27 protein-coding genes are annotated in these 24,751 nt (G+C 70.8%); 13 read left to right on the top strand and 14 right to left on the bottom strand.

All coding sequences use genetic code 11. The features are described from left to right. The first annotated feature begins 192 nt into the window (after positions 1 to 192). Positions 193 to 357, top strand: coding sequence for a hypothetical protein (locus tag AC4D2F_RS15445; protein WP_181033603.1), 165 nt, complete (start codon positions 193 to 195; stop codon positions 355 to 357). Positions 358 to 428: 71 nt separating this feature from the next. On the opposite strand, the gene AC4D2F_RS15440 is transcribed toward AC4D2F_RS15445, so the two are convergent. Both AC4D2F_RS15440 and AC4D2F_RS15435 read right to left on the bottom strand, forming a co-directional pair. After that, positions 429 to 599: a hypothetical protein gene (locus tag AC4D2F_RS15440; protein ID WP_181033602.1), complete on the bottom strand. Its 171-nt coding sequence runs from the start codon at positions 597 to 599 to the stop codon at positions 429 to 431. A 72-nt stretch (positions 600 to 671) separates the two neighbouring features. Continuing rightward, a complete protein-coding gene (locus AC4D2F_RS15435) occupies positions 672 to 1,517 on the bottom strand; it encodes a metal-dependent hydrolase (RefSeq protein ID WP_490911346.1) in 846 nt (281 codons plus the stop codon). A 142-nt stretch (positions 1,518 to 1,659) separates the two neighbouring features. Here AC4D2F_RS15435 and AC4D2F_RS15430 point away from each other — a divergent pair, with 142 nt between their 5' ends. From AC4D2F_RS15430 to AC4D2F_RS15415, 4 genes are all read left to right on the top strand, one after another. Further along, the gene (locus tag AC4D2F_RS15430) at positions 1,660 to 2,664 is read left to right on the top strand and encodes an MsnO8 family LLM class oxidoreductase (protein WP_490911344.1); all 1,005 of its coding nucleotides are present in this window, start codon (positions 1,660 to 1,662) and stop codon (positions 2,662 to 2,664) included. Between the two features lie 109 nt (positions 2,665 to 2,773). Next, complete coding sequence (locus tag AC4D2F_RS15425) at positions 2,774 to 3,751, top strand: PRC and DUF2382 domain-containing protein (RefSeq protein ID WP_490911342.1); 978 nt, start codon at positions 2,774 to 2,776, stop codon at positions 3,749 to 3,751. A gap of 89 nt (positions 3,752 to 3,840) precedes the next feature. Further along, entirely contained in the window at positions 3,841 to 4,974 is a 1,134-nt protein-coding gene (locus AC4D2F_RS15420; protein WP_490911341.1) for an aminotransferase class V-fold PLP-dependent enzyme, read from the top strand. A gap of 218 nt (positions 4,975 to 5,192) precedes the next feature. Beyond that, complete coding sequence (locus AC4D2F_RS15415) at positions 5,193 to 7,022, top strand: immune inhibitor A domain-containing protein (RefSeq protein ID WP_490911339.1); 1,830 nt, start codon at positions 5,193 to 5,195, stop codon at positions 7,020 to 7,022. Positions 7,023 to 7,173: 151 nt separating this feature from the next. On the opposite strand, the gene AC4D2F_RS15410 is transcribed toward AC4D2F_RS15415, so the two are convergent. The 4 genes from AC4D2F_RS15410 to soxR all read right to left on the bottom strand — a co-directional run bounded on the left by AC4D2F_RS15410 (position 7,174) and on the right by soxR (position 9,648). Further along, complete coding sequence (locus tag AC4D2F_RS15410) at positions 7,174 to 7,932, bottom strand: hypothetical protein (RefSeq protein ID WP_490911338.1); 759 nt, start codon at positions 7,930 to 7,932, stop codon at positions 7,174 to 7,176. Positions 7,933 to 8,072: 140 nt separating this feature from the next. Then, entirely contained in the window at positions 8,073 to 8,537 is a 465-nt protein-coding gene (locus tag AC4D2F_RS15405; RefSeq protein WP_490911337.1) for a GtrA family protein, read from the bottom strand. A 99-nt stretch (positions 8,538 to 8,636) separates the two neighbouring features. Further along, complete coding sequence (locus tag AC4D2F_RS15400) at positions 8,637 to 9,161, bottom strand: flavin reductase family protein (RefSeq protein ID WP_104167253.1); 525 nt, start codon at positions 9,159 to 9,161, stop codon at positions 8,637 to 8,639. Positions 9,162 to 9,195: 34 nt separating this feature from the next. Next, positions 9,196 to 9,648 carry a redox-sensitive transcriptional activator SoxR gene (soxR, locus tag AC4D2F_RS15395; RefSeq protein ID WP_490911336.1) on the bottom strand — a complete coding sequence of 151 codons (453 nt, stop codon included), beginning with the start codon at positions 9,646 to 9,648 and terminating at the stop codon, positions 9,196 to 9,198. A 157-nt stretch (positions 9,649 to 9,805) separates the two neighbouring features. On the opposite strand from soxR, the gene AC4D2F_RS15390 reads away from it, so the two are divergent. Together AC4D2F_RS15390 and AC4D2F_RS15385 are read left to right on the top strand one after the other, a co-directional pair. Beyond that, positions 9,806 to 10,891 carry a Gfo/Idh/MocA family protein gene (locus AC4D2F_RS15390; RefSeq protein WP_490911334.1) on the top strand — a complete coding sequence of 362 codons (1,086 nt, stop codon included), beginning with the start codon at positions 9,806 to 9,808 and terminating at the stop codon, positions 10,889 to 10,891. After that, positions 10,891 to 11,643 carry a ThuA domain-containing protein gene (locus AC4D2F_RS15385; protein WP_490911332.1) on the top strand — a complete coding sequence of 251 codons (753 nt, stop codon included), beginning with the start codon at positions 10,891 to 10,893 and terminating at the stop codon, positions 11,641 to 11,643. Before AC4D2F_RS15390 ends, AC4D2F_RS15385 begins: the two co-directional genes overlap by 1 nt. Before the next feature lie 10 nt (positions 11,644 to 11,653). Here the strand turns inward: AC4D2F_RS15385 and AC4D2F_RS15380 are convergent, their stop codons facing one another. Together AC4D2F_RS15380 and AC4D2F_RS15375 are read right to left on the bottom strand one after the other, a co-directional pair. Further along, complete coding sequence (locus AC4D2F_RS15380) at positions 11,654 to 12,292, bottom strand: nucleoside/nucleotide kinase family protein (RefSeq protein WP_490911331.1); 639 nt, start codon at positions 12,290 to 12,292, stop codon at positions 11,654 to 11,656. Between the two features lie 89 nt (positions 12,293 to 12,381). Next, positions 12,382 to 13,146, bottom strand: a complete 765-nt coding sequence (locus tag AC4D2F_RS15375) for a hypothetical protein (RefSeq protein WP_490911330.1) — start codon at positions 13,144 to 13,146, stop codon at positions 12,382 to 12,384. Positions 13,147 to 13,350: 204 nt separating this feature from the next. Here AC4D2F_RS15375 and AC4D2F_RS15370 point away from each other — a divergent pair, with 204 nt between their 5' ends. After that, positions 13,351 to 13,665: an MmcQ/YjbR family DNA-binding protein gene (locus AC4D2F_RS15370; protein ID WP_490911329.1), complete on the top strand. Its 315-nt coding sequence runs from the start codon at positions 13,351 to 13,353 to the stop codon at positions 13,663 to 13,665. Between the two features lie 52 nt (positions 13,666 to 13,717). Here AC4D2F_RS15370 and AC4D2F_RS15365 read toward each other — a convergent pair whose 3' ends face one another. From AC4D2F_RS15365 to AC4D2F_RS15345, 5 genes are all read right to left on the bottom strand, one after another. Then, positions 13,718 to 14,704: an acyl-CoA thioesterase gene (locus AC4D2F_RS15365; RefSeq protein WP_490911328.1), complete on the bottom strand. Its 987-nt coding sequence runs from the start codon at positions 14,702 to 14,704 to the stop codon at positions 13,718 to 13,720. Between the two features lie 47 nt (positions 14,705 to 14,751). Next, positions 14,752 to 15,795, bottom strand: a complete 1,044-nt coding sequence (locus AC4D2F_RS15360) for a zinc-dependent alcohol dehydrogenase family protein (RefSeq protein ID WP_490911327.1) — start codon at positions 15,793 to 15,795, stop codon at positions 14,752 to 14,754. 52 nt (positions 15,796 to 15,847) lie between these two features. Then, positions 15,848 to 17,473, bottom strand: coding sequence for a BCCT family transporter (locus AC4D2F_RS15355; protein ID WP_490911326.1), 1,626 nt, complete (start codon positions 17,471 to 17,473; stop codon positions 15,848 to 15,850). A 326-nt stretch (positions 17,474 to 17,799) separates the two neighbouring features. Beyond that, a complete protein-coding gene (locus AC4D2F_RS15350) occupies positions 17,800 to 19,023 on the bottom strand; it encodes an MFS transporter (protein WP_181033601.1) in 1,224 nt (407 codons plus the stop codon). A 175-nt stretch (positions 19,024 to 19,198) separates the two neighbouring features. Continuing rightward, positions 19,199 to 19,474, bottom strand: a complete 276-nt coding sequence (locus AC4D2F_RS15345; RefSeq protein WP_490911324.1) for a hypothetical protein — start codon at positions 19,472 to 19,474, stop codon at positions 19,199 to 19,201. Between the two features lie 245 nt (positions 19,475 to 19,719). Between AC4D2F_RS15345 and AC4D2F_RS15340 the strand changes: the two genes are divergently transcribed. The 3 genes from AC4D2F_RS15340 to AC4D2F_RS15330 are packed head-to-tail and all read left to right on the top strand — an operon-like array spanning position 19,720 to position 21,471. Then, on the top strand, positions 19,720 to 20,061 hold the full coding sequence (locus AC4D2F_RS15340) for a thiamine-binding protein (RefSeq protein WP_490911323.1): 342 nt from the start codon (positions 19,720 to 19,722) through the stop codon (positions 20,059 to 20,061). Positions 20,062 to 20,107: 46 nt separating this feature from the next. Further along, positions 20,108 to 20,644 (top strand): GNAT family N-acetyltransferase, encoded by a 537-nt coding sequence (locus AC4D2F_RS15335; RefSeq protein WP_490911321.1) that lies wholly within the window; start codon positions 20,108 to 20,110, stop codon positions 20,642 to 20,644. A 14-nt stretch (positions 20,645 to 20,658) separates the two neighbouring features. Next, positions 20,659 to 21,471, top strand: coding sequence for a spermidine synthase (locus tag AC4D2F_RS15330; protein WP_490911319.1), 813 nt, complete (start codon positions 20,659 to 20,661; stop codon positions 21,469 to 21,471). A gap of 33 nt (positions 21,472 to 21,504) precedes the next feature. Here AC4D2F_RS15330 and AC4D2F_RS15325 read toward each other — a convergent pair whose 3' ends face one another. Beyond that, entirely contained in the window at positions 21,505 to 22,395 is an 891-nt protein-coding gene (locus tag AC4D2F_RS15325; protein WP_490911318.1) for a LysR family transcriptional regulator, read from the bottom strand. A 131-nt stretch (positions 22,396 to 22,526) separates the two neighbouring features. Between AC4D2F_RS15325 and AC4D2F_RS15320 the strand changes: the two genes are divergently transcribed. Both AC4D2F_RS15320 and AC4D2F_RS15315 read left to right on the top strand, forming a co-directional pair. Continuing rightward, on the top strand, positions 22,527 to 23,933 hold the full coding sequence (locus tag AC4D2F_RS15320) for an MFS transporter (RefSeq protein ID WP_104167219.1): 1,407 nt from the start codon (positions 22,527 to 22,529) through the stop codon (positions 23,931 to 23,933). Next, a complete protein-coding gene (locus AC4D2F_RS15315) occupies positions 23,930 to 24,715 on the top strand; it encodes a 3-hydroxybutyrate dehydrogenase (RefSeq protein WP_490911317.1) in 786 nt (261 codons plus the stop codon). The genes AC4D2F_RS15320 and AC4D2F_RS15315 overlap by 4 nt, the downstream gene beginning before the upstream one ends. Positions 24,716 to 24,751 lie beyond the last annotated feature (36 nt).

Genomic DNA, 24,751 nt, shown 5'->3' with positions numbered 1-24,751 from the left:
GGGGTTGCAGAACGAGGGTTCATCGGTCATACCGGGCTGGTCGGCCCGCGCCGGACCGCGACGGGACGCGCGACGACGGAGAACCGCTGTGTGGCCGACGAGATTCCGATGCCCCACAAGTGGGGAGCGCGGGATAAACTCATAAGCCACCTGATGTTCTTGGGTGCAGACGCGCAACCGAAGGAGATCATCTTGGGAATCAGCAACACGCTCAAAAACGCTGCGGGCCGTTACCTCGGCAACAAGGGCACCCGCACCACCGGCAAGCCTGCCGGTGGAGTTGCCGGCAAGCGCGGCACGCCCGTCCCCGCGGGCAAGGCCGGCGGAATCCTCCGCGGCCTGCTGAACCGCCGCTAGCAGCCCGAACCGCTGCTGACAGCGAGGCCCGGGCCCTGGTCCTTCGGGGCCGGGGCCCGGGCGTTCGGTCGTCAGGAACGCCCCTGCGCCATCCTCCTCAGCTCCTCCTGCACGCGTGCCAGTTCGCGTCGGCGCTGGGCCTGGAGATCGTCCGCACCAGGACCATGGTCCCGCTCGGGTTCCGGTGCATCAACACCCGCCTCCGTATCGAGGGGGTCGAAGAACAAGTGGTCGCCGTGCATGCGATCCTTTCGCGGGTCGGGTCTGCCCCGACCCTAGTGCGCCCATGTTTCGAACATCTTTCGCGCCACTGCTCATCCGCCGCCGGAGAGGCGCGCGACCACCATTCCGCCGTCGTCGATGTTCATGATGGCCCAGCCGATCCCGCCGAGAGCGTAGAGGGAGACGGGCACGAGCAGGCACCACTCGCGCAGCGATCCGGCGTTACCGAGGACGGGCACGGCGATGTTGCCGTTGGGTCGCCAGACCTGCGCGATGACGGGCGTCCTCGCCAGGCTGCGTGGTCTCCTGAGGCGGAACGGATACACCGGGTTGCAGCCGCCGGTGGTCAGCATGTCGCCGAGGATGTGCACGACCACGCCGATGCCCACGGCGAGCGGGAACCAGAACTGCTCCTCGGGCGCGCACGCGGTGATGAACGCGCCGGCGGTGAGGCCCACCGCCCACGGTGATTTCCGCATGCGGTCCGGGATGATCTTCAGGGCCTTCGCCGCGAAGGAGACCAGCAGCACCGTCAGCAGTCCCGCGCCGGGATAGACGGTTCCGAAATCGACGGTCTCGACGGTCCACAGCCCGGCGACGAAGGCGACGGCGACGAACGCCGCGACCCCGAGCAGCGAATGCGTGCCGCGCCGGTGGCCGCCCGCGATGGCCCCGACGCCGGCGCAGAACAGATTGGACAGCGGCGGCAGGGAATGCGCGATCGTGGCGCTGTGGTGATCGGCGTCCGGCAGGAGCGCCGCCCCCGCCGTCACCAGGGCCCCGGTGACGACGCCGACGGGGCTGACGTCGAGGAACCCCAGGCCGAGGGTGACCGATTCGGGCAGGACGGGCAGCCATCGGCCCGCCTGCACCTCGACCTGGGTGGTGGCGGCGACCCAGGCGGCAGCGCCGCAGGCAGCATGGTGGGCGCCCATCATGGCGGGGAGTCCTTCCGGTTGAGACCACGCCGCGCTGCAGGGGCGGCCGGCGATGAGAGCCCATCCTGACGCGTGCCACCCCCATTTCCCGAAACCGGTCCCGCACGCGGAATGACACCGGCGGGCCATGGGTTCCCTCCATATGCCCCTTCCCTTCGCCGGTGTCTCGATCCTCGACCGCGCCCAGTCCCGGACCGGCTCCTCCGAGGCCGAGGCCCTGCAGCACGTGATCGCGCGGGCGCAGCGGGCGGAACTGCTCGGTTACCGGAGGTTCTGGGTCGCGGAGCATCACGGAGTACCCGGTATCGCGGGGTCCGTTCCCGCCGTCCTCGCGGCTGCGGTGGCCTCCGCGACGACGTCGATCAGGATCGGGACGGGGGGCATCATGCTGCCGAACCACCAGCCCCTGGTGGTCGCCGAGCAGGCCGCGACGCTGAACGCGCTGACGGGCGGCCGGTTCGATCTCGGCGTCGGCCGGTCCCTCGGATTCACCTCCGCGGTGCGGGCCGCGCTCCGGGCGGACGGGGAGGACGCCGGCCGCTTCGCGCAGGACGTCACGGATCTCCTCGCCTTCCTCGGCGGCACCGCTCCGATCACCGCCCGTCCCGCGGACGGTGGTGGGACGCCCGTCTTCGTCCTGGCCACGGGCCAGGGCATCGACATCGCGGCGCGGGCGGGCCTCGCCGTCGTTCTCGGCGGACCGGCCCTGTCCCGCGCCGCCGACCCCGGGCTCGAGCGCTACCGGGAGTCCTTCCGCCCGTCGCGGTGGTGGGACGCCCCGCACGTCACGGTCTCGCTGAACGTGGCGGTGGCAGGCACGACGGCGGCGGCGCGGCAGCTGCTCCTGCCCGAGGCCCGCGCGCTCGCCGCCTCCCGGACGAAAGGATCCTTCCCGCCCCTGGACGACGACACCGCTCAGCTGACGGAACGGCAGGAGGGGCTGGTGCGGGAGTCCCTCGCCGCGGCCGTGTACGGCACGGCGGACGAGGTGGAACAGCAGCTCGTCGAACTGCACGCACGCACGGGTGCCGACGAGCTGATGGTCAGCGGTGGCGCGTACGACCTCCACGCGCAGGCGATCTCCGACGAGCTGCTGGGCGCGCTCGCCCGGCCCCGACTCCTGCCCACGGCGGCCACTGCCGGCTGACGGGCCCACCGGGCCGAGATAGTAAGCGTGCTTGTTATCTGGGGTCGGAACGCCTTATTCTGTCGTCAATGCGCCCCTTCACGCGGGTGCCACCGACGACAGGAACACCATGCTCACGATGCACGATCTCGATCCCCTTCTCGGCCACCGCACGGCGGTCGTCACGGACCAGGGGGACAAGGTGGGTTCGATCGGCCAGGTGTACCTGAACGACGCCACCGAGATGCCGACCTGGGTCACCGTCCATACGGGCCTGTTCGGCACGAAGGAGTCCTTCGTGCCGCTCGCAGGTGCGACCGTGCAGGACGACCGGCTCGTCGTCGCATATCCGCGGGACCTCATCCGGCACGCGCCGTCGATCGAGCGGGACGGCCACCTGAGCCCGGAGGACAAGAGCGTGCTGTACGCGCACTACGGCCTGGACGAGACGACGGCGACGGCGACAGCCGGCGACGACGCGGCAGGTGAGGGAGCGGCGGATGAGGGGGCGGTGGGTGAGGGCACCATCACCCGTGAGCGGCGCGACGGCGACCGCGGACCCTGGATGATCCGCTCGGAGGAGCGGCTCCGTGTCGGGACCGAAGCGCATGAGGCTGCCCGCGTCCGGCTGCGGAAATATGTGGTCACGGAGGAGGCCAGCCGGACGGTGCCGCTGCTGAAGGAGGAGCTGCGGGTCGAGTGGGAGCCGATCACCGCGCGCAACGCGCCGGGGAACGAGTCGCTCTTCCATGAGGAGGTCGTCGAACTCGTGGGCCACGAGGAGCAGGCCGTGATCCTGGGCCGGGAGACCGTGCCCGTCGAGCGCGTCCGGTTGGCCAGGACCACCGTCGCGGGCAGGGCCACGGTGAGGGAACAGGTGCGGAAGGAGCGCATCGTCATGAGCGTCGACGGCGTGACGATGGCCGGTTCCGATGCCGGTCTCGACACCGACACCGACGCCCGCTCCCGCCGATCCGGCGGCCGCACCCGCGGCAGGGCCGTGGGTGCCGCAGGCCGCGGCACGACCGCACAGGCCGATGACCAGTCGGGCAGGATCGTCACCAACAGCCCCAACCCGCTGCTCAAGGGCAAGAACAAGCGGCGCTGAGGGGCGGCCTCAGCCGCATGCCGCCTTCAGGCTGATAGCTTGCGATCGGGGCGGCGCGAGCCCGGCCCGGGCCGACAGCGAGGAAGACCATGAGCAGTCCTGCGCAGCACGACGACGCCGCGTTCGCGTCCTACCGGGCGTCCTTCACGGAGGCGTGCGGGTTCCTCAACTTCGCGAGTTACGGGCCGCCGTCGCGGGCGGTCCGTGAGCGGGTGGTGCACCTCCTGGAGCTCGCCGGCGACGGCGGGCCCGGGATAGACGGCACCCTGTCGGGGGAGGACCTCCGCGCGCGGCAATCCTTCGCGCGGCTCAGCGGCTTCCCCCTCGAGAACGTGGGGCTGACCGGCAGTACCTCGCTCGGCCTGTTCCAGGTGGCGTTCGGACTGACCGGCGGCTCGGTGCTCGTCAGCGCCGGCGAGTTCCCCGCCAACAGGTACCCGTGGCTCCGTACCAGCGCCGCGGGACGGGCGCGCGTCGAGCTCATCGGCGGCCCCGGCACCCGCATGACGCCCGACGTCGTCGCCCACGCCCTTACCTCGGACACCGTCGCGGTGAGTGTCAGCGCCGTCGACTTCCGCACCGGCTATCGCGCCGACCTCGCGGGCCTCCGCGCGGTGATCGGTCCCGATCGGCTGCTCGTGGTCGACGGCATCCAGGCGTTCGGCGTCGCGGATCTCGAGTGGACGCAGGCCGACGTCCTGATCGCCGGTGCGCAGAAGTGGATCCGCGCCGGCTGGGGGGCGGCCGCCCTCGCGCTATCGCCGCAGGGCCTGGAGCGGATCGAGCCGCTGCTGACCGGGTGGACGGGCGTCCTCGACTCCCGCAGGTACGACGGCGACGAGCACCCTCCACTGCCCGGAGCGCAGCGCTTCTCCGTCTCGAACCTCTCGCCCTATGCGACCGGTGCCTTCGCCGAGGCCCTCGCCCTGATCGAGACGGTGGGGGTGCCGGCGATCGAGGGTATCGTGGCCGCCCACGCCCAGGCGCTCATCGCGCAACTCGACGCCGCCGGGGTGCCCGTGCTCTCGCCGCGGGACCGATCGGGTGCAGGGATCGTGGTGGCCGGCGTTGCCGGGCGCGCGGCCCGAGCCCACGTGGCCCTCGCGGCCGCCGGCGTCACTGCCACACTCCACGGGGAGGATCGCATCCGCTTCTCCGTGCACGCGACCACCCGTTCCGAGGTGTTCGGCGAGGCCGCGGCGGTTCTGGCGCCGTTCGTCTGAGGTCATCCGCCTGGCGGCGCTGCACTATACGACCGCCTACCCGTCAGCGCCAGAGTGCGGGAGGAATGTGGTTCACACCCCGCAACCAATCGTCGAAGTGTCCGACGCCGGTGCTACGGTCCCTCCAGAACGTGTGACTCAGGCAACATGTTCATCACCGCAGGCACCGGCTTCATCGGTGTTCTGCACCAGCTGGGACATTTCACTTAGGAGAACCCTTGATTTCCATCACCCGTACCCGGGGACTGCGGTGCGCGTTGGCGCTCGCCGTGACCGGCGCCGTCGTCCTTGCCCCCGTGACCGCGCAGGCCGCACCCGGTCCCGCGGCCGACTCACCGACCCCGCCGTCGTCCTTCACGTCCTCACCCGGCGCCGACGGCGCAGCAGAGAGGCTCGACGACCGCTCGGACCCCGCGGACGAAGCGCGCCGCGACCTCAACCAGCAGGCCCTCGGCAGGGTCCTCGCCGGAGAAGCGACGGTCGAGGACCGGAACGGTTCGAAGGCCGTCAGGATGGCTCCCGGCCAGTGGGCGCAGTACGGCCTGCAGGACAGCGACCAGATCCTGTCCTTTCTCGTCGACTTCGGCACCAAGGTGGATCCCCGCTTCCCCGCATCGACCCCCGGACCCGCGAGCGGCGCCATCAAGGAACCGGACCGCGCCGTGGACAACTCCACCTACTGGACCGATTCCTTCGACCGCCAGCACTACCTCGACATGTTCTTCAGCGAGGAGGGCGAGTCCCTCAAGAGCGTCTACGGGGAGTTGTCCAGCGGCCGGTACACGGTCGACGGCGACGTGAGCGACTGGGTGACCGTCCCCTACAACTCGGCAAGCTACGGCGAGACCGAGAGCCAGGCGGACATGACCCGCTTCGTGCAGGACACCGCGAACGCCTGGTACGACGCGCAGATCGCGGCGGGGAAGACCCCCGCCGAGATCGACGCGTACCTCGCGACGTTCGACCAGTGGGACCGTTACGACTTCGACAAGGACGGCGATTTCAACGAGGCCGACGGCTACATCGACCACTTCCAGGCCATCCACGCCGGAGAGGGCGAGGAGGCCGGGGCGGCGTCGTCGGCCATCTGGTCCCACCGCTGGGCCGTCGGCCAGGCGGGCCGCGGGACCACCGGCCCGTCCGCGAACCCCTTCGGCGGCATCAAGATCGGCAAGTCCGACGTCTGGATCCGCGACTACACCACGGAGCCCGAGAACGGCGGCCTGGGTGTCTTCGCCCACGAGTACGCCCACGACCTCGGCCTGCCGGACCTGTACGACACCAGCGGCGGCGAGAACGGCACCGGCTTCTGGAGCCTCATGAGCTCCGGCTCGTGGCTCGGACACGGCGACGGTTCGATCGGCACCACCCCGAACCACATGGGCGCGTGGGAGAAGCTGCAGCTCGGGTGGCTCGACTACGACGTCGCCACGGCGGGCGAGAAGTCCACCCACAAGATCGGCCCCTCGTTCCACGCCACGAAGGCCCCGCAGGCCGTCGTCGTGAACCTGCCGAAGGACGCCGCCGGCAAGAACCGCTTCTACATCGCCGAGAACCGCGTCTACGCGGGCTACGACGCGACGCTCGCCACCGGTCCGTACAACTTCGGCTGGGGCGTCACCGCGCCGGACACCGTGGAGCACTACGCCTACCAGGACGGTCTGAGCATCACCTACTGGAACACCGCGCAGAGCAACAACAACACACGCCAGCACCCGGGCGCAGGTCTCGCCCTGCCCGTGGACGCCCACCCGAAGGCGCTGAGGTGGTCCGACGGCACGATCGTCCGCAACCGCATCCAGAGCTTCGACGCCACGTTCGGCAAGCAGGCCACTGATGCGCTCAGCCTGCACCGCGAGACGGCGGCGGGCATGACCACGCTCACCGCTCCGTCGCAGCCCGGTGTCGCCGTCTTCGACGACACCGACCCGAACGCCTACTACGACGCCACGAACCCCCAGGGGTCCGTCGTCGTCGCCGGCACGGGGACGAAGATCGAGGTCGTCCAGTCCAACTCGACGGGCATGCTGACCCTCCAGGTCCGCTAGTCCCGAGGGATGCAGGACAGCAGGAGCCGGGAGGTCACTCCCGGCTCCTGCTGTATGTGGCCCCGGAGGTGCGCAGAGGCATCGACGGGCACGGGGGGCCGGGGTTCAGCGGCGCCGGCGGGTCAGTGCCGGCTCAGGACTGCCGTTCGGTTCAGTGGGTGCCGCGCGGCCGCCGCGGGTGCGCCACGAAGGCGATCGCGAGGGCGAGGAGCAGGGCGACAATGCTCAGGATCCCGGCGACCGTGTACCGGAGCGACGTGCCTTCGACGGGCGGCTGGAAGCCTTCGGCCTGTTCCGCCTGTTCCACCTTGTCGATCCGCACCTCCTCGACCGGGGTCGGCACCCGGGAGGGCGCCGCGCCGTTCCCGGCGGGCACGGGCTGCGGCGCTCGTGGCGCCGACCGGTCGACGACGACGGCTTCGCCCGCGCCCGGCTGCTGCCCGTCTCCCGGAAGGACCGGGGTTTCGTCCGCTTCCACGGCCGGGTCCGTCTCCTCGGGCGTCGCTTCGGCGGCGGGGGACGAGGGCGGCGTCCGAGCATCCGAGGTGGGAGGGACCGACGACGCGTCCGGGGCCGGTTCCGGACCTGTCGAGGGAGTCTCGACGGCGGGCTCGGGATCCGAGGTGCCGGGCGCGGTGGCGATCACATCCTCGACGGGAGGTGGCGCGTCCGCCGGAGGGCCGGTGGGCGGAACCGCCGGCTCGCTCGGGGACTGCTCGATCGGCGGCACAGCCGGCGTCGTGCCGGTCATGGCCGGCAGGGGTGAAGCGGACGGTGCAGGCGGTGCGGACGGAGACACCTGATCGGAGGGCTGGGGTGCCGGAGCCGGGGATGCGTCGGCGGCCGCGGGCCCGGACAGCAGCAGTCCGATGCTGATGGCCAGGGTGGGGAGGATCGAGGGGGCGCGCATGGCGGGGACTTCCAAGAACGGTGGTGCATGGTGGCGGGACGGCCCGTCAGCTTTGCAAGCAGGCTGACTACACCTTCAACATTACGCGGCGGGCGTCGGCCATCCCACCGGAATCTTCCGTTGGACAGGTGGCGTCGGACTCATTCCGGGCCGTTGCCCGGAGCCCGGTCCACCCCACCCGACCAGCCGGCGGAGACACGGTGCGGGGGCTGGAACACCACGAAGCGGTACGCGAGGTAGCGGAACACGTTGCCGAGGAGGACGCCGATGACGTTCCCTGAGACGTTGTCCGCCAGCGGGCTCCTGAAGCCCAGGACGTAGTGCGAGACGAAGAGGCAGGCCGTCGCGATACCGAGGCCCACCAGGTTGGTCAGCCCGAAGAGCAGTGCCTCCTGGCGTTTCGCACGGCCCCTGAACTCGCGGAACGTGAAGTGCCTGCTGCCCAACCAGGAGACGCCGGTCGCCAGGGCGACCGAGGAGACCTTCGACGAGATGGGGCCCACCCCCAGCCCCGAGGAGAGGATGTTGAACACCGAGATGTCGACGATGAAGGCCACGGCCCCGACGGCGGTGAAGGACCCCAGCCGCTTCCAGGCGTCGCGCACGAACCGGTCCCCTCTGTCGATGACGGTTCATTCTAGGCTTTCGATCGCAGAGGCAACCAATGGCTCGCCGAGGGTCCGCCGGCGGCCGGCCCAGACCGCTCAGTACAGCAGTGAGTGGTCGCCCAGCCGGTGGTAGGAGCGGTTGTGGTAGACCAGCGGCGCCCCGGCGGCGCCGTCGTCGCCCTGCTCGATGGCCACGACCTCCGCGGCGAGGATCATCGACCCCCCGACGGGCAGGCGGTGCAGGATGCGACACCGCAGGGCCCACGGTGCCTCCGTCAGGAGCGGCTCGCCCGTGGGGAGCGGCCGCCAGTCCACCGCGCCGCCGAAACGGTCGGCGCCGCGGGTCGCGAAGAGCTGCGCGATGCCGACCTGATCGGTGCCGAGCAGGTGGACCACCAGCGTCTCCGCCGCGATGAGGGCGGCCGCCGACGACGACGCCGTCGAGACCGAGAAGGCGAGGACGGGCGGCTCGGCGGAGACGGAGGACACGGACGACGCCGTCAGGCCGACCGGCCCGTCCACTCCCTGAGCGGTGATGACGGCGATGCCGGCCGGGTGCGCGCGGAACGCGTCCTTGAAGAGCTCGGCCGTGGCGATCGCGTGGCCGGTGGGAGTCGTCATGCCGTCAACGCTAGAACCTCAACAGAGGTTGAGGTCAAATCGGCGGGTCGGCGTCCAGCAGGGTGGACCGGACGCCCCTGGAACCGGCGGCGTCGTCGGGGTTGACGAAGCCGCAGGCGGCGAGGGACAGGCAGCCGCAGCCGATGCAGCCGTCCAACCGGTCCCGCAGGTGCTCGAGCTGGGAGATCCGCTTGTCGATCTCCTGCTGCCAGGCGGCGGAGAGCCGCTGCCAGTCCGCCTGGTCCGGGACGCCGTCGGTCGGTAGCTCGGCGAAGGCACGGGCTACGGTGGCGAGGGGGATTCCCGCGCGCTGGGCGGCGCCGATGACGGCGACCCGGCGGAGGACCGAGCGGTCGTACCGACGCTGGTTGCCGCTGGTGCGCCGGCTGGTGATCAGGCCCCGGCGTTCGTAGAAGTGCAGCGCGGAGACGCTCATGCCGCTGCGTGCGGCGAGCTGGCCGACGGAGAGGTCCTGGTCGGTGGTCACGCGCGGCTCCTTCCCGGTGCGGCGGCGGGCGTCGAACCAGCGTAACCGTGCAGGCGGGCGGCTACCGGTCCCATGGACAGCGCCCACGGCGAGACGGTAGGACTGCTGGAGGGGCTCGCCACGCAGCCGCCGCACCCGACAGCAAAGGACAGCCTCCTTGGACGAGCACGCACCGCACGGACGACGCCTGAGAGTAGGTGTGGTCGGCATCGGCTGGGCCGGCCGCCAGCACCTCGCGGCCTACGCGAACAGCGAGGACGTCGAGATCATCGGGCTGGCGGGCATGGAACCGGACCTGCTCGCCGAACTCCGGGCCGAGTACCGGATCCCCCACGCGGTCGAGCGGTGGGAGGACCTGATCGCCCTCGAAGGGCTCGACGCCGTGAGCGTCGCCGTCCCCACGTTCCTCCACGCCCCCATCGCCGTCGCAGCCCTGGACCGCGGCCTCCACGTGCTCAGCGAGAAACCGATCGCCCGCGACGGCGACGAGGGCCGGCTCATGGTCGACGCCGCACGCCGGGCAGGGCGGGTGCTCGATGTCGCCTTCAACCACCGGCGACGCGGCGACATCGCGGCCCTGAAGCGCGTGATCGACGACGGCGGAATCGGGCGCCCCTATTACGCGAAAGCGGTTTGGCTGCGCCGCTCGGGCATCCCGTCGCTGGGCAGCTGGTTCACCAACCGGGAGATGGCCGGAGGCGGCCCGCTCTCGGACATCGGCGTCCATGTGATCGACTACGCGCTGCACCTGCTCGGTGAGCCGAAGGTGCTCTCGGTCTCGGCGTCCACCTACTCGGAACTCGGCCCGCAGGGTCGCGGCGGCGGAGCCTACGGCGCGCAGGCCGCCGGTTCCGCGTTCGAGGTGGAGGATTTCGCGACCGCGTTCCTCCGGCTCGAGGGCGGGGTGACCCTCCTGGTCGAGGCGGGATGGGCGGCGTACCGACCGACGGCGGACCTCATGGACTTCCGGATCTACGGGACCGACGGCGGCGCCGAACTGAGCCGCGTCGGCTCGCCGTCCGACGCCGTCGAGAGCCTGCGCGTGTTCCGCGAGGACGGCGACTACGAGCCCGAGGTCGGCTCCTCGGCCGGGCACCAGGGCGTCATCGACGACTTCCTCGCCGCGATCCGCGCGGGCCAGACCGAGTGGGGGCGGCACGACGGGTCCCTGGCGCTCACGCGGGCCCGCATCATCGACGCGTGCTACGCATCCGCGGCCGGGCGTCGCGAGGTGGAGCTCTGATGGTCTTCGACAGCAAGCCCACGATCGTCGTCTGGAACGAGGGCGTCCACGAGGCCCGCAACGAGCCCGCGACCATCGGCGAGATGTACCCGCGGGGCATCCACGGCGCCGTCGCGGAATCCCTCGCCGCTTACTTCCCCGGCTCGGACATCACGACGGCGACCCTCGCCGACCCCGAGCACGGCCTCAGCGAGGAGGTCCTCGCCGGCACCGACGTCCTGCTGTGGTGGGGGCACATCGCACACGGCGAGGTGGCGGACGACGTCGTCGATCGCGTGCACCGGCATGTCCTCGCCGGCATGGGACTGGTGGTGCTGCATTCCGGCCACTTCTCGAAGATCCTCACGCGGCTCCTCGGCACCACGTGCTCGTTGAAGTGGCGCAACGACGGCGAGCGCGAACTGGTCTGGACGGTCAAGCCCTCGCACCCGATCGCCGCCGGCATCGAGAGCCCGATCGTGATCCCCGAGCAGGAGATGTACGGCGAACTCTTCGACATCCCCGAACCGGACGACCTCATCTTCATCAGTTCCTTCGAGGGTGGCGAGGTGTTCCGCTCCGGTGTGACGTTCTCTCGCGGAAAGGGGCGGATCTTCTACTTCAGCCCCGGCGATCAGGAGTACCCGGTCTACCACCACCCGCAGATCCGGCGTGTGCTCGCCAACAGTGTCGACTGGGTGGCGCAGCCGGGGGTCGGCCGCACCCCGCCGGAGGTGGCGAATCCGGCGCGCGACTGGTTCCTGACGGACTGAGGCGCCTCGGTCAGCCGACGCGCCACTCGGACAGGTCGAGGACGCGGTCGGCCCTGTCCCGGGTGGCGGCCACGCGCGCCGCGTTGGGTTCGTCCACCCGGCGGACCCAGTCCTCGGCTTCCGCGGATGTCTTGCCGAAGTGGATGTGCCGCGCGACGAGGCGGCGCCGGCGCAGCCCGGGCTCGACGTCGACGAACCACACCTGGTCGAGGTGGCTCCTGGCGTCCCGCCAGCCCGGTGCGTCGAGGAGCAGGTAGTTGCCGTCGGTGATGAGCAGGGAGCACGAGGGTGTTACCGGCAGGGCGTTGGCGAGCGGCTGCTCGAGCCGACGCTCGAACGCCGGCGCGTACACGGTATGGCAGGGATGGCCCGCCAGACGTGCCAGCAGGGCGGCATAACCGTGGGCGTCGAAGGTGTCGGGGGCGCCCTTGCGGTCCAGCAGGCCGAGGGTGGCCAGGGCCTGATCCGCCAGATGGAATCCGTCCATGGGGACCAGGGCATGGTGCTCGGGGTCGGCCGCGGCGATGGCCGCGGCGACGGTGGACTTCCCTGCACCCGGCGGTCCCGCGATTCCGAGCAGGGTCCTCCTGCCGGGGACGGGGGAGGGCAGGAGGGCCCCGAGTTCCTCGATGGTGCCAACACTCCTCATCGCCGCGGATCCTCCTCCTGCGTCGGCCGCTCGGCCGGCTCACGTCCCCGCGTCCATCATGCCGCTCCTGCGCCCGCCCGCGCTCTCTCCTAACCGGCGGGGCGCAGGGACGTGAGCATCGTCCTGATCTGCTGGTACTCCTCCGTCTCCATGTAGGCCTGCGGTGTGTCGATGTGCATCGGCTTACCGGGGTAGATCTCGTACGGGTCGTAGATGCCGCCGAACGCCGCCCCGGAAGGTGGCCATGTGAAGAAATGGGCGATGGGGCAGGCGGTCGGCCCCTCCGGAAGGGGCCCGGAGGTGATGCCGTAGGCGAGGATGGACGCCGCGACCGGGTCGGCCACCGAGGGGTCCGTACGGCCTTCGAAGACGAACATCGGGATGCCCGGATCCTGGGCCAGGGCCGGCAGCGGCTCGGAGTCCAGGAGCGAGTACGGCACCTCCGCCGGGCACACGGCCCCCGTGACCAGATTCGTTTGCAGGGACGCGAGCCGTCGGCCGGCGTCATCCTCGACGGCGACGGCCACGCCCTCCGGCGGGGCCGGGGTGGACGCGACGACGGTCCAGTCCCCGGGGTGGTCGAAGGACAGGTCTCCGTCCGGGGTCGTGTAGGTGGCCCATCCCGAGTCGCCGTCGCCGTCGCCGGTCGGGGCCTCGGACGGCGGGGCCTCGGACGGGGGGTCCGACGCCGGGGTGCCGGCGGGTGGGGTGCCGGTCACTGACGGGACGTCCTGGGCCTCCCGGGTCTGCGCGGTATCGGCACCGGCATCGGCCTCGGGAGGAGCGCAGGAGGTGAGAAGAAGGGCGAGGCACACAGCCCCGGAGGACAGCAGCACGGTACCTGGGCGACCCATGGTTACTCCTTCGTAGCGCGGGTGGATCGCTCCATGATGGTGCCGTCCGGGATACCCGGTCAGCACCCTGCCCGGATCGTTATGAGGTCTGCGGGATCGTTGCCGATCCGTATGCGTATCGTGATGCGGCGGTGGCCGGGGAATTCACGGAATCGCCTCGAGCAAGCACTGGACCGGCCGCACCGCCGGTGCCATGGTTGGTCCATGGTCAGCGAAGACGATGTGCGATCAGCCTGCCTCGCCCTGCCCGGGACCTCGGAGCGGATGAGCTGGAACCGACCCGCCTGGTTCGCCCGGACGCTTTTCGCCCGCATGTGGGATGACACCGTCCTGACGATCAAGACCGAGGAACGGGATGCGCTGCTCGCGACCCAGCCGGGCGCCTTCTTCATCCATCCCCACCACGACCAGTACGAGTCACTGGTGCTCGTGCGGCTCGGCCGGATCGATCACGAGGAGCTGACCGAACTCATCGAGGAGTCCTACCGGATCGCCAACAGCACCGCGGCGAGATACTAGGGCCGTCGCCCTCAGCATCCCGGCGCGGTCGGCGACGATCCGCTGACGACCCTCAGCCGGCCTGCTGCAGATGCGTCGGCAGGACGCTGCCCGGGGCACGGCTGCGGATCAGCAGCAGGTTCCGGGCGTGGTCGTGGAGCCGTCGGTCCTCCTCCGACCTCGGCACCCAGGGTGGCACCGGCACCGCCGTCCCTTCCTCGTCGCGTGCCACCATGACCGTGAGGCACGTGGTGGTGAGCTCCATGTCGCGGGACCTCGGGCTCCCGGAGCGGACGTGCACTGCGATGTGCATGCCCTTGTTGCCCGTATAGACGAGTCGCGCCTCCACCTCGACGACGTCACCGATGTGCAGGGGCTTCAGGAAGCGGACGCCGCCGGAGAACACGGCCACGGTGTCCAGCCCGCAGTACCGCGTGGAGCAGACGTAGGCGGCCTCGTCGATCCAGTCCATCACCGTGCCGCCGTGCACCTTTCCACCCCAGTTGACGTCGGTGGGTGCGGCGAGGAACCGGAGGACCGTCCGCTCCGCGGTGCTGCCGTCGGTGTATTCCTGCCGGCGCATCTCTTCGACGATCTCCTTGCGGACCTCGATGCGCGCGATGGCATGACCACTCTCCACGCGCTCGGCCTCCGTCCGCGGTTCGAAGGGCGGCACCGGGACGGGTTTGCCGTCCGGCCCCACCGCAACGAAGATGACGAGGCACTCGCTGCGCTTCCCGCCGTCGTCCCCGGTCACGGATCCGGAGGAGACGATGGTGCGGATGTGCATGGAGGACGTGCCGGTGTGGACGATCGTGGCCTCCACCTCCACGAGGTCGCCGACCATCACGGGATCCGCGAAGTGGATGTTCCCGACGTACGCGGTCACGCAGTAGGTCTTCGCCCAGCCGACGGCGGCCGCGTAGGCGGCCTTGTCCACCCACTCGAGCACGGTGCCGGCGTCCACCGAGCCGCTGTGCCCGAGATCGGTGGGCGAGGCGAGGAATCGGAGGGTGACCGCATTCGACGGCGGATCAGCGGGGCGCGGCATGGGTTCCATGCCCCAGTATCTCCGTATGCGAAGCGCCACCGGTAGCGCGGTCCGCGTCACACTCCGAGGTCGACGACGGTCACCCCGCCCGCGGACGTGTCGCCGGCCATCGCGACCAGGGCGTCGGGCACGGCATCGAGGGCGATCCTGCGTTCGATGAGGTCCTGCGGGCGCAGCCGGCCGGCGGCCACGAGGTCCAGCAGCCCCGGGTAGTCGTGCGCGGGCATGCCGTGGCTGCCGAGGACGGCGAGCTCCTTCCCGATGACGGCGCCCATCGGGATCACCGGGTCCGCGGGGAACAGGCCGATCTGCACGTGCCGGCCCCTCGGCCGCAGGGACAGGATGCCGATCGCGGCGGTCTCCTCGCGGCCCAGCGCATCGACGGACACGTCGATGCCCGAGGGCGCGGCGTCCCGCACGGCGTCGATCACGGCGGCGCGGGAGAGTCCCGCCGACTGGACGGTGTCCGCGGCGCCGAAGCGGGCGGCGCGCGCCAGGGCGTCCCCGTCGACGTCGACGCCGATCACGCGGGCCCCCAGCGCCACGCCGATCATGACGGCGCTCAGCCCCACGCCGCCGCAACCGACCACGAGGAGGGTGTCGCCGGCAGCCAGCCGCGCCTGGTGCACGAGGCCGCGGTACGACGTCGCGAAGCGGCAACCGAGGAGGGCGGCGGCGCCGGCGTCGAGGGACTCGGGGACGGCGATGAGGTTCGTGTCGGCGTCGTGCAGGGCCACGAGGTCCGCGAAGGAGCCCCAGTGCGTGAAGCCCGGCTGCGTCTGGTTGCGGCACACCTGGCCGTTGCCGGACACGCATTCGGGGCAGTGACCGCAGGCGCAGACGAACGGCGTCGTGACGCGCTCGCCGACCGAGAAGCGCCGGACGTCCTCGCCCACCGCCGCGATGGTGCCCACGAGTTCGTGGCCCGGCACGTGCGGGAGGGTGATGCCGTCGTCGTGTCCCAGCCAGCCGTGCACGTCGCTGCGGCACAGCCCGGTGGCCTCGACGCGGACGACGACGCCGCGCGGCGATGGCACGGGTCGGGGCACGTCCCGGAGGACGGGACGGGCGGAGAACTCATCGAAGCAGACGGCGCGCATCGCACCATTCTGCCCCGCGGGGTCTCCGCCCGGCGCATCACCCCCGGGCGCGTCAGGGCTGTGGGGTGGTGATCCTCCGCGCGGCCCGCGAGCCGGTGCGGCGGGCGCCGGTGATGAGCGGGTCCTTCGACAGATCCATCATGAGGGCCACGCACAGCCCGATCATGACGAGCAGGAACGGGGCGGCGGCGATGATGGTCAGCGTCTGCAGCGCCTCGAGGCTTCCGACCGAGAGCAGGACGGCGGCGACCGCGCCGGTCAGTGTGCCCCACAGGATGGTCAGCCACTTGCGGGGGACGGCTGCGCCGAAGGAGGAGAGTGACCCGAGCACGATCGAGGAGGCGTCCGCACCCGAGATGAAGAAGACGGCCACGAGGATCACCACGAGGATCGAGGTCACCGCAGCCAGCGGGTACTGGGCGAGGAGCGCGAACATCGCGGACTCCTGGCTCTCGGCGGTGGCGGCCGCGATGTCGACCCCGTTGTCCTGCAGGTTGAGCGCCGAGCCGCCCCAGACACCGAACCAGATCACGCTGATGACGCTGGGGACGGCGACGACGCCGATCACGAACTCCCGGATGGTGCGTCCGCGCGAGATCTTCGCCAGGAAGGAACCGACGAAGGGCGTCCACGAGACCCACCACGCCCAGTAGAAGATGGTCCATGCGGCGAGCCACTCGTGGCCGCCGAACGCGCCCGTGCGGGACGCCATCTGCGGCAGGCTGACGAGGTAGCTGCCTGCCGAGGCCGGGATCAGTTCGAGGATGAAGACCGTGGGGCCCACGACGAACAGGAAGAACAGCAGGGCCAGGGCCAGGATCATGTTGCCGTTGGAGAGCCACTTGATGCCGCGGCTCACGCCGCTGACGGCGGAGATGACGAAGCAGACGGTGAGGACGGCGATGATGCCGATCTGCAGGGCCAGGCTGCTGCCCGTGCCGAAGACCTCCGAGAGACCGCCGTTGATCTGCAGGACGCCGAGGCCCAGGGAGGTGGCCGATCCGAAGAGGGTCGCGAAGATCGCGAACACGTCGATGGCGCGCAGGGCCCGGGGTGCGGGGCGGCCGCGGAACAGGGCCGTGAATGCGCCACTGAAGCCGACGCCGCGACCCCTCCGGAAGGCCGAGTATGCGAGGGCCAGGCCGACGACGGCGTAGATGGCCCAGGGGTGGATGGCCCAGTGGAAGAGCGTGTAGTTCATGGCCTGCCGGGCGGCTTCCGAACTGCCGGGCTCGATACCCTCGACGGGCGGCGCGGTGTAATGGGAGATGGGCTCGGTGACGCCGTAGAACATGAGCCCGATGCCCATGCCGGCGCTGAACATCATGGCGATCCAGGACAGCCGCGAATGCTCGGGCTTCTCGCCGTCCTGCCCGAGGGGGATCCGGCCGTACTTGCTGAACGCCAGGAACAGGGCGAACACCACGAAGCCGGTGGCAGTGAGGACGAAGGCCCACCCGAAGTTCGCCACGAGTCCGGTGAGGACGGAGGTCGTGAAGTCCGAGAAACGGGTAGGGAAGAGGACTGCCGCGAGCATCAGCAGGATGACGATCGACAGGGAGACGAAGAGGACGGGCTTGTCCAGCGCAGCCTTCGTGGGAGCCTGTCCGGGAGGGACCTCGAAGGGTGTGTCCTCGCTGGGCGGTGATCCTTGGATGGGCTGGGTGGAATTAGACATACTCCCGACCGTACGCGTGCGGTGGCGGCCTGCTCCGGGCGGATCCTGCGCGAGAACCCGCTTGCGGGAGCCCGTCGGCGGTGGATGATGCCCCGGGGATCCGCCCGCCGGAACCTGCTCCGCCGTTGACCGGATGAGCCCTGCTTCCCTGTGGCTGCGGCGATCCTCGACGGCGGGTCGCGGACCGTCCGGGCGGCGGGCCATCCCGTACGCCGGCTACGGACGGCGCCCGGGAAGAGCCTCCTCGAGGAGTTGCGGAAACCCCCGACTGTGATGAATGCCCTATCCCCGGCGCCCGTCCGCGCGCGGGAATGCGCCGTCCCTGGTCAGTCGGCGCGGAGCCGGCGCCGTTCCCGCCGGTCCTTGACGGTGTCGGTCGCGAGGCTCAGGGCAAGGCCGGCGGCGACGATCGCGATCATCGTGAACGGGAGGATGTCGAGGCCGATGCCGTCGAGCAGGAGCCCGCCGAGGAGGGCGCCACCGCCGATGCCGATGTTGAACGCCGTCGTCTGCAGGGCAGCCGAGAGGTCACGCGTGCGGAAGGAGGCGGTGCGGAGCATGCGGGTCTGCAGCAGGGCCGGGATCCCGCCGAACGCGGCACCCCAGACGATGACGCCGACGAGCACCACCACGGTGTTGGAGGTCGCGAGGGCGAGGGTGAGGACGGCGGCCATGACCATCAGGACCACACCGACGAACGCCTTCCGGGGGAAGCGGTCCGCGGCGTAGCCGGCGCCGACAAGGCCGATGATGCCCGCGCCGCCGTAGAGGAACAGGACGAGGGCGACGGACCCGGGTTCGAAGGCCGAGACGTCGGTCAGCCATGCCGCGATGTACGTGTAGAAGGTGTTCTGGCCGGTCAGCAGGATCAGGATGACGGTGCACAGCAGGATGACCGCGCGGAAGCTCGGGTCGCGGCGCAGCGGGACGCGCGCCTCGCCCGCCTTCCGCTCCACGTGGTGGTCGACGGGCGGCAGGAACTTCACGATCACCAGGGCGAGCAGGGCGACGACCACGCCGATGATCGTGAACGCTGCACGCCAGCCGAGCGCGTTCCCGATCGCGGTACCCACGGGGACACCCAGCACGAATGCGGCCGTGCCGCCGCCCGCGGTGATGGCAACCGCCTTGCCGAGCTGGTGCGCCGGGACGAGGTGCGCGGAGTAGGCGGCGACCACGGCCCAGAACAGGCCGTGCGCCAGTCCGCCGAGGATGCGCGCGGCCACGAGCACACCGTAGGTGGGGGCGATCGCCGCGAGCACGTTCGAGACCGCGATCACCAGGAGGACGACGACGATCAGGGACTTGCGGGAGAACCGCTGCGTCACGGCGGCCAGGGGCGTGGTGGCGACGACGACGGTCCCGGCGAAGATGGTCACGAGATAGCCGGCGGTCGAGATGCCGACGCCGAGGTCCCGTGCCATGGCCGGCAGGAGGCCGGTGGGCAGGAATTCGCTCGTGACGGAGACGAAGATCGCTCCGGCAAGGGACAGCAGCCCGATATAGGGGAACGGCGCGGTGGTGGTCACCTTCGCGGAGGAAACAGACAAGGGGTACCAATCGTGGGATGTCCGGCGGTCGTCGCCCCGGTCGCACCGTTGAAGACCGGGAGGCTTACAGAGGTCGGGCCCTCTGAGTGGCGCGACTCCTGCGGCAACGCACATGCCGCACGGAGCATTCCCGGAAGTGCTCCCGTGACGTCAGGCCGGTGTGCGGCAGTTCCGCCTAGCGCCCGCCGTCGGCCCGGACGGCGTTGCCCTCGTCCTCGTCGTCCTCGTCGCGCCGGGGCACCAGTCTGAGGCCGGGGCCGGCGTCCCGGTCGTCGAGCTCACCTGCGACTTCGTCCCTGCGTGCCGCCGTCTCGGGGTCGACCTCCCCCTCCGTCGCGAACTCGTGGTCGACCTCCCGGTGGACCTTGCTGTTGAGGACTTCGACGTCCTGGTCCTTCAAATCACCCAGGTCCTCGGGGAACGGCTCATCGGGGGAGATCCTGCTCTTCATGGCATCCAATCTGCTGGCCGTGGACCGCACGGCGACCGTCTGAATCTTAACGGCCGGCAGAGGGTGGCAACAAGCAGTTGGCTTAGCGATCGCCGGGGCCCGGAGCGAGTCGCGGTGGGGCGGGCCGCCGCGCCGGGTGCCCGGACCCGCAGCGCCGCCGGCGCACCAGGTCCGGGCCGGCGCACCCTCGGCGCCTTGACCGACTGGGGCTGACCCCGGGGACGGTGGCATGCCAGACTGGGACCATGCTCGTAGCCTTCAGTGTCGCCCCGTCCGGAACCTCCGCCCTCTCCGGCGAGGATCCCGACGGCTCGGTGCACGACGCCGTCGCCGCCGCGGTCGCCGTCGTCCGGGAATCGGGCCTCCCGAACTCCACCGATTCGATGTTCACCACCATCGAGGGCGAGTGGGACGAGGTGATGGCCGTGGTCAAGCACGCCACGGAGGCCGCTGGCCGCTACGGGAGCCGCGTGTCCCTCGTGCTGAAGGCGGACATCCGCCCCGGCAGGACGGGGGAGCTGACCGGCAAGGTCGAGCGGCTCGAGGCGGCGCTCGCCGAACAGGAACAGTTCGAGGGCCACTCCTAGGACCGCCCGGACAGGGGCGGTAGCCCCGGGCCACTAAGCTGACACGGTGACACAGCCCCTGCTGACACTGCCCTACGTGATCCGGCCGGCCACCGCCGACGACGCGGAGGCGTACGTCCGCACCCACGTCGCCGGCCTGCACGAGACGTACGAGCACATCATGCCCCCGGAGTACCACGCGTACTACGACGCCGAGCTGCCCCACCTGATCGCGCGCCGTCGTGCGGCGTTCGAGGAGGCGGCGCGGACCCCCGGCAGCGCACGGAGCTGGCTGGCGTTCGACGACGACGGCGGGCCGGTCGCCATCGCGACCTCCGGCCCGGGCCGGGACGAGGACCGCCCCGACTTCGAGCTGCACCACATCTACACGCTGCGGTCCACGCACGGCTCGGGTCTCGGACAACGCCTGCTGGACACGGCGATCGGCGCCCGGGCAGCGTACCTCTGGATCCTGAACGGCAATCCGCGGGCCGAGCGCTTCTACGTCCGCAACGGCTTCGCACCGGACGGCACGTCCATGCTCTGCGGACCCACCTGGCACCACCGGCCCATGTTCCGCATGCACCGCCCCGACCGAGGATGAGGAGGCTTCCGACGATGGCGAAACCGGCAGGGCCCCGCCCCGAGATCGGCGAGTTCCCGATCGACACCGGGACGTGCGAGCTCGAGCCCGATCCGTACAGCCCGAACGGCTGGGTGCTGCGCGTCAACGGCGTCCCCAGCTCCCATATCGACCTGGACGATCCGCTGCACCTGGACTTCGAGTACATGCACTGGATCGCCTCCCTCGTCGACTCCCGGTGGGCGCCGTCGGAACGGCTGCGGGTGTTGCATCTCGGGGGAGGGGCGTGCTCGCTCGCGCGCCGCTTCGCCGCGAGCCACCCCCAGGCCCGCCAGGTCGTCGTCGAACTCGACGGGCGGCTCGCGGAGCTGGTCCGCACGTGGTTCGACCTGCCGCGCGCACCCCTCGTGCGCATCCGGGTCGGGGAGGCCCGCGCCGTGACGGAGTCCCTCAGCGAGGACAGCCGCGACCTCGTCATCCGGGACGTCTTCGCCGGGGCGGTCACGCCCGCATCCCTGACGACGACGGAGTTCACCCGGGCGGCCAGGCGCGTGCTCGCGGCCGACGGCGTCTACCTCGTCAACTGCGGCGACACCCCGAACCTGGCGATGGCACGGCGGGAGGCCGCGACCATCGCCGCGGAGTTCGCGAACACCGCGATCGTCGCCGACCCCGCGATGCTGAAGGGCCGGCGCTACGGCAACGTGATCATCGCCGGCAGCGACGCCCCCCTCGGCGAGGATCCGGGACTGGCGCGCGAACTGCTCGGCGGGGGAGTGCCGGCACACCTCTGGCAGGACGCCCGGGTCCGGACGTTCGCCGCGAACGCCCGGCTCCTCGCGGACTGAGGGAGCCACCGGCCGGCGCCCGCTCCCGGACCGTCAGCCGAGGCCCAGGAGCTGCGGCTCCATGGCCGCGGTCGAGTGCCTCAGGGCGTCGACGACGGCGGCGATCGCCGGCTGGCGCAGCGCGTCCGCCCGCACCACGAGCCAGTAGTCGAGTTCCTCGGCGACGTCGTCGGGGAGGAGCCGGACGAGGTCGGCGTGCCGATCGGCCATGAAGCAGGGCAGCAGGCCGAGCCCGGCGCCCGCCCGGGTGGCTTCGACGTGGACGAAGACGTTGGTCGAACTCAGGGCGTCGCGCATGGCGGGAAGGAGCCGCCGGGGGGCATCGAGGCTGTCCACCTGCAGCATCGCGTCGATGAAGTACACGAGCTGATGATCCATGGCTTCCGCAAGCGTCGCCGGCGCCCCGTGTGCCGCGAGGTACTCCTCGGACGCGTACAGCCCGAGGACGTAGGAGCCCAGTCGCTCCGCCTCCGCCCGGTGCACCTGCGGTTCGCCGACCACCACCTCGAAGTCGAGGCCCGTCCGGGTCTGCGAGGCCCGGCGGGTCGTACTGACGATCTCGATGCGCAGCAGGGGGTTCGCGGCCCGGAGCCGGGCGAAGGCGGGGGCCGCGATGAAGGCGCTGAAGCCGTCGGTGGCACTCATCCGCACCACGCCCGAGAGCGCTCCGTCACCATCACCCAGCCGGGCGACCGCCTCCGCGACGACGGCTGCCGCGTCCACCGCCCGTCGGCCCAGGTCCGTCAGCTCCCACCCGCCGCTGCCACGGGAGAGGACCCGCCCGCCGAGCGCCTTCTCCAGGGCCGCGATCCGCCGGGACACCGTGGTGTGGTTCAGCCCCAGCGACTCACCGGCCGTGGTGAATCGCCCGCTCTGTGCGACGGCGAGCAGCACCACGAGATCCTGGGCATTGGGCGCGGACATATCTGCAGTATTGCAGAGCGCTGGTGCCGATCTGGTCATTGGCGGACAGGAGGGTCGCAGGGATACTCGAACAGAACCAGCCGCGGCCCCTGCGGGCCGGCACCCCTGTCAGCGTCGACCAAGGAGATCCCATGAGCGTCAATCAGCGGGCGAGTACCCCCGGTAGCCGGAAGGGCGGTGACGCGCCGGAAGAGACATCGGGCCTCAAGCGGATCGTCGGAGCCGCCATGGTCGGGACGATCGTCGAGTGGTACGAGTTCTTCCTGTACGCCACGGCGGCGAGCCTGGTCTTCGGGACGTTGTTCTTCCCCAACGCAGGTTCCGAACTCGACGGCATCATCGCGGCCTTCCTCACGTACGCCGTCGGCTTCGTGGCCCGGCCGCTCGGCGGGATCGTCTTCGGGCAGATCGGCGACAAGCTCGGACGGAAGCACACGCTCCAGATCACGATCATCCTCGTGGGCGTCGCCACCTTCCTCATGGGATGCCTCCCCGGCTTCAACTCGATCGGCTACTGGGCTCCGGCGCTGCTGGTGGTCCTGCGCTTCGTCCAGGGCTTCGCCGTCGGCGGGGAGTGGGGCGGCGCCGTGCTCCTCGTCGCCGAGCACAGCCCCAACCGGTCCCGCGGGTTCTGGTCCAGCTGGCCGCAGGCGGCCGTCCCGGTGGGCAACCTCCTGGCGACGCTCGTCCTGCTGGGCATGAGCTGGATCCTGCCGCAGGACGAATTCCTCAGCTGGGGCTGGCGCGTGGCCTTCTGGGCCTCCGCGATCATCGTGGTGATCGGCTACTACATCCGGACCCACGTCAGCGAGGCGCCGATCTTCCTCGAGGCACGCGAGAAGATCGAATCCGAGAAGGCTGTCAGCTACGGCGTCTTCGAAGTGGTCAAGCGGTACCCCAAGGGGGTCCTCGGGGCCATGGGCCTGCGGTTCGCCGAGAACATCCTCTACTACATCATCGTCAGCTTCACGATCGTCTACCTCAAGACCGTGCACCAGTACGACACCTCGCAGCTCCTCCTGGCCCTGCTGATCGCCCACGTCGTCCACTTCCTCGTGATCCCGCAGGTGGGCAGGCTCTCGGACGCCTTCGGCCGCAAGCCGGTCTATCTCGCCGGAGTGGTCCTCGGTGCCACGTGGGCGTTCTTCGCCTTCCCGATGTTCGACACCCTGAACCCCTTCCTGATCATCCTGGCGGTCACCATCGGCCTCGTCTTCCACGCCCTCATGTACGCGGGCCAGCCGGCCATCATGTCGGAGATGTTCCCCACGCGCATGCGCTACTCCGGCGTCTCCCTGGGCTACCAGGTGACCTCGATCCTCGCGGGATCCCTCGCGCCGATCATCGCGACGGCCCTCCTGCAGGAATACAGCAGCTGGGTGCCCGTGGCCATCTATCTCGTGATCGCCTGCGGGATCACCCTCGTCGCGGTGCTGACCCTGAAGGAGACCCGCGGAGCCTCCCTGCGCGAAGTCGACGCCGAGGATGCGCGCCGCCACGGACTGGACGAGCCGGTCGCAGGACAGGCCAAGCCATGAGCACGACGGCGTCCCAACCGGTGACCGCTCCGACCGCCGGGCCCCTGTCCGGCCGGCGGGCACTGGTCACGGGCGGTGCGAGCGGCATCGGAGCAGCCTGCGCCCGAGCGCTCGCCGGACGCGGAGCGCACGTCGTGGTCGCGGACCGGGACGAAGCCGGCGCCGGAGACCTGGCGGCCGACCTCGGCGGCGACGCGTGGGCGGTGGACCTCCTCGACACGCGGGCGCTCGAGACGCTGACACTCGAGACGGACATCCTCGTGAACAACGCCGGGATCCAGACCGTCAGCCCCCTCGAGGAGTTCGACCCCGAGGACTTCCGCCGCATCCAGCGGCTGATGGTCGAGGCGCCGTTCCTCCTCATCCGCGCCGCACTCCCGGGCATGTACGCGCGGGGCTTCGGCCGGATCATCAACATCTCGTCGGTCCACGGGCTGCGTGCCTCGCCGTTCAAGGCCGCCTACGTCGCGGCCAAGCACGGCCTCGAGGGTCTCTCCAAGGTCACGGCCCTCGAGGGCGGCGCCCACGGCGTCACGAGCAACTGCGTCAACCCGGGCTACGTCCGGACGCCGCTGGTGGAGCACCAGCTGGCCGATCAGGCCCGCGTGCACGGGATCAGCGAGGAGGAGGTCCTCGGACAGATCATGCTCACCGAGGCCGCGGTCAAGCGGCTCGTGGAACCGGAGGAGGTCGCCTCGCTCGTCGCATGGCTGGCGGGCGACGACGCCGGGATGGTCACCGGCTCCTCCTACGTCATGGACGGCGGCTGGTCCGCCCGCTGATCACGGAGGAGAGGCGACGGCGGTCCCCGGACCGCC

The organism is Arthrobacter sp. TJ-263 (assembly GCF_058269155.1).
Note: the sequence above shows the minus strand (reverse complement) of the source record. Positions and strands in the feature narration are given on the sequence as shown.

Excerpts from the sequence above, each read along its gene's own strand:
- AC4D2F_RS15440 (WP_181033602.1), bottom strand. The coding sequence starts at position 599 with ATGCACGGCGACCACTTGTTCTTCGACCCCCTCGATACGGAGGCGGGT.
- AC4D2F_RS15375 (WP_490911330.1), bottom strand. The coding sequence starts at position 13,146 with ATGGGTCGCCCAGGTACCGTGCTGCTGTCCTCCGGGGCTGTGTGCCTC.
- AC4D2F_RS15410 (WP_490911338.1), bottom strand. The coding sequence starts at position 7,932 with ATGCGCGCCCCCTCGATCCTCCCCACCCTGGCCATCAGCATCGGACTG.
- AC4D2F_RS15320 (WP_104167219.1), top strand. The coding sequence starts at position 22,527 with ATGAGCGTCAATCAGCGGGCGAGTACCCCCGGTAGCCGGAAGGGCGGT.
- AC4D2F_RS15430 (WP_490911344.1), top strand. The coding sequence starts at position 1,660 with ATGCCCCTTCCCTTCGCCGGTGTCTCGATCCTCGACCGCGCCCAGTCC.
- AC4D2F_RS15355 (WP_490911326.1), bottom strand. The coding sequence starts at position 17,473 with ATGTCTAATTCCACCCAGCCCATCCAAGGATCACCGCCCAGCGAGGAC.
- AC4D2F_RS15330 (WP_490911319.1), top strand. The coding sequence starts at position 20,659 with ATGGCGAAACCGGCAGGGCCCCGCCCCGAGATCGGCGAGTTCCCGATC.
- AC4D2F_RS15365 (WP_490911328.1), bottom strand. The coding sequence starts at position 14,704 with ATGGAACCCATGCCGCGCCCCGCTGATCCGCCGTCGAATGCGGTCACC.
- AC4D2F_RS15425 (WP_490911342.1), top strand. The coding sequence starts at position 2,774 with ATGCTCACGATGCACGATCTCGATCCCCTTCTCGGCCACCGCACGGCG.
- AC4D2F_RS15435 (WP_490911346.1), bottom strand. The coding sequence starts at position 1,517 with ATGATGGGCGCCCACCATGCTGCCTGCGGCGCTGCCGCCTGGGTCGCC.
- AC4D2F_RS15385 (WP_490911332.1), top strand. The coding sequence starts at position 10,891 with ATGGTCTTCGACAGCAAGCCCACGATCGTCGTCTGGAACGAGGGCGTC.
- AC4D2F_RS15380 (WP_490911331.1), bottom strand. The coding sequence starts at position 12,292 with ATGAGGAGTGTTGGCACCATCGAGGAACTCGGGGCCCTCCTGCCCTCC.
- AC4D2F_RS15325 (WP_490911318.1), bottom strand. The coding sequence starts at position 22,395 with ATGTCCGCGCCCAATGCCCAGGATCTCGTGGTGCTGCTCGCCGTCGCA.
- AC4D2F_RS15345 (WP_490911324.1), bottom strand. The coding sequence starts at position 19,474 with ATGAAGAGCAGGATCTCCCCCGATGAGCCGTTCCCCGAGGACCTGGGT.
- AC4D2F_RS15370 (WP_490911329.1), top strand. The coding sequence starts at position 13,351 with ATGGTCAGCGAAGACGATGTGCGATCAGCCTGCCTCGCCCTGCCCGGG.
- AC4D2F_RS15420 (WP_490911341.1), top strand. The coding sequence starts at position 3,841 with ATGAGCAGTCCTGCGCAGCACGACGACGCCGCGTTCGCGTCCTACCGG.
- AC4D2F_RS15360 (WP_490911327.1), bottom strand. The coding sequence starts at position 15,795 with ATGCGCGCCGTCTGCTTCGATGAGTTCTCCGCCCGTCCCGTCCTCCGG.
- AC4D2F_RS15400 (WP_104167253.1), bottom strand. The coding sequence starts at position 9,161 with ATGACGACTCCCACCGGCCACGCGATCGCCACGGCCGAGCTCTTCAAG.
- AC4D2F_RS15340 (WP_490911323.1), top strand. The coding sequence starts at position 19,720 with ATGCTCGTAGCCTTCAGTGTCGCCCCGTCCGGAACCTCCGCCCTCTCC.
- AC4D2F_RS15315 (WP_490911317.1), top strand. The coding sequence starts at position 23,930 with ATGAGCACGACGGCGTCCCAACCGGTGACCGCTCCGACCGCCGGGCCC.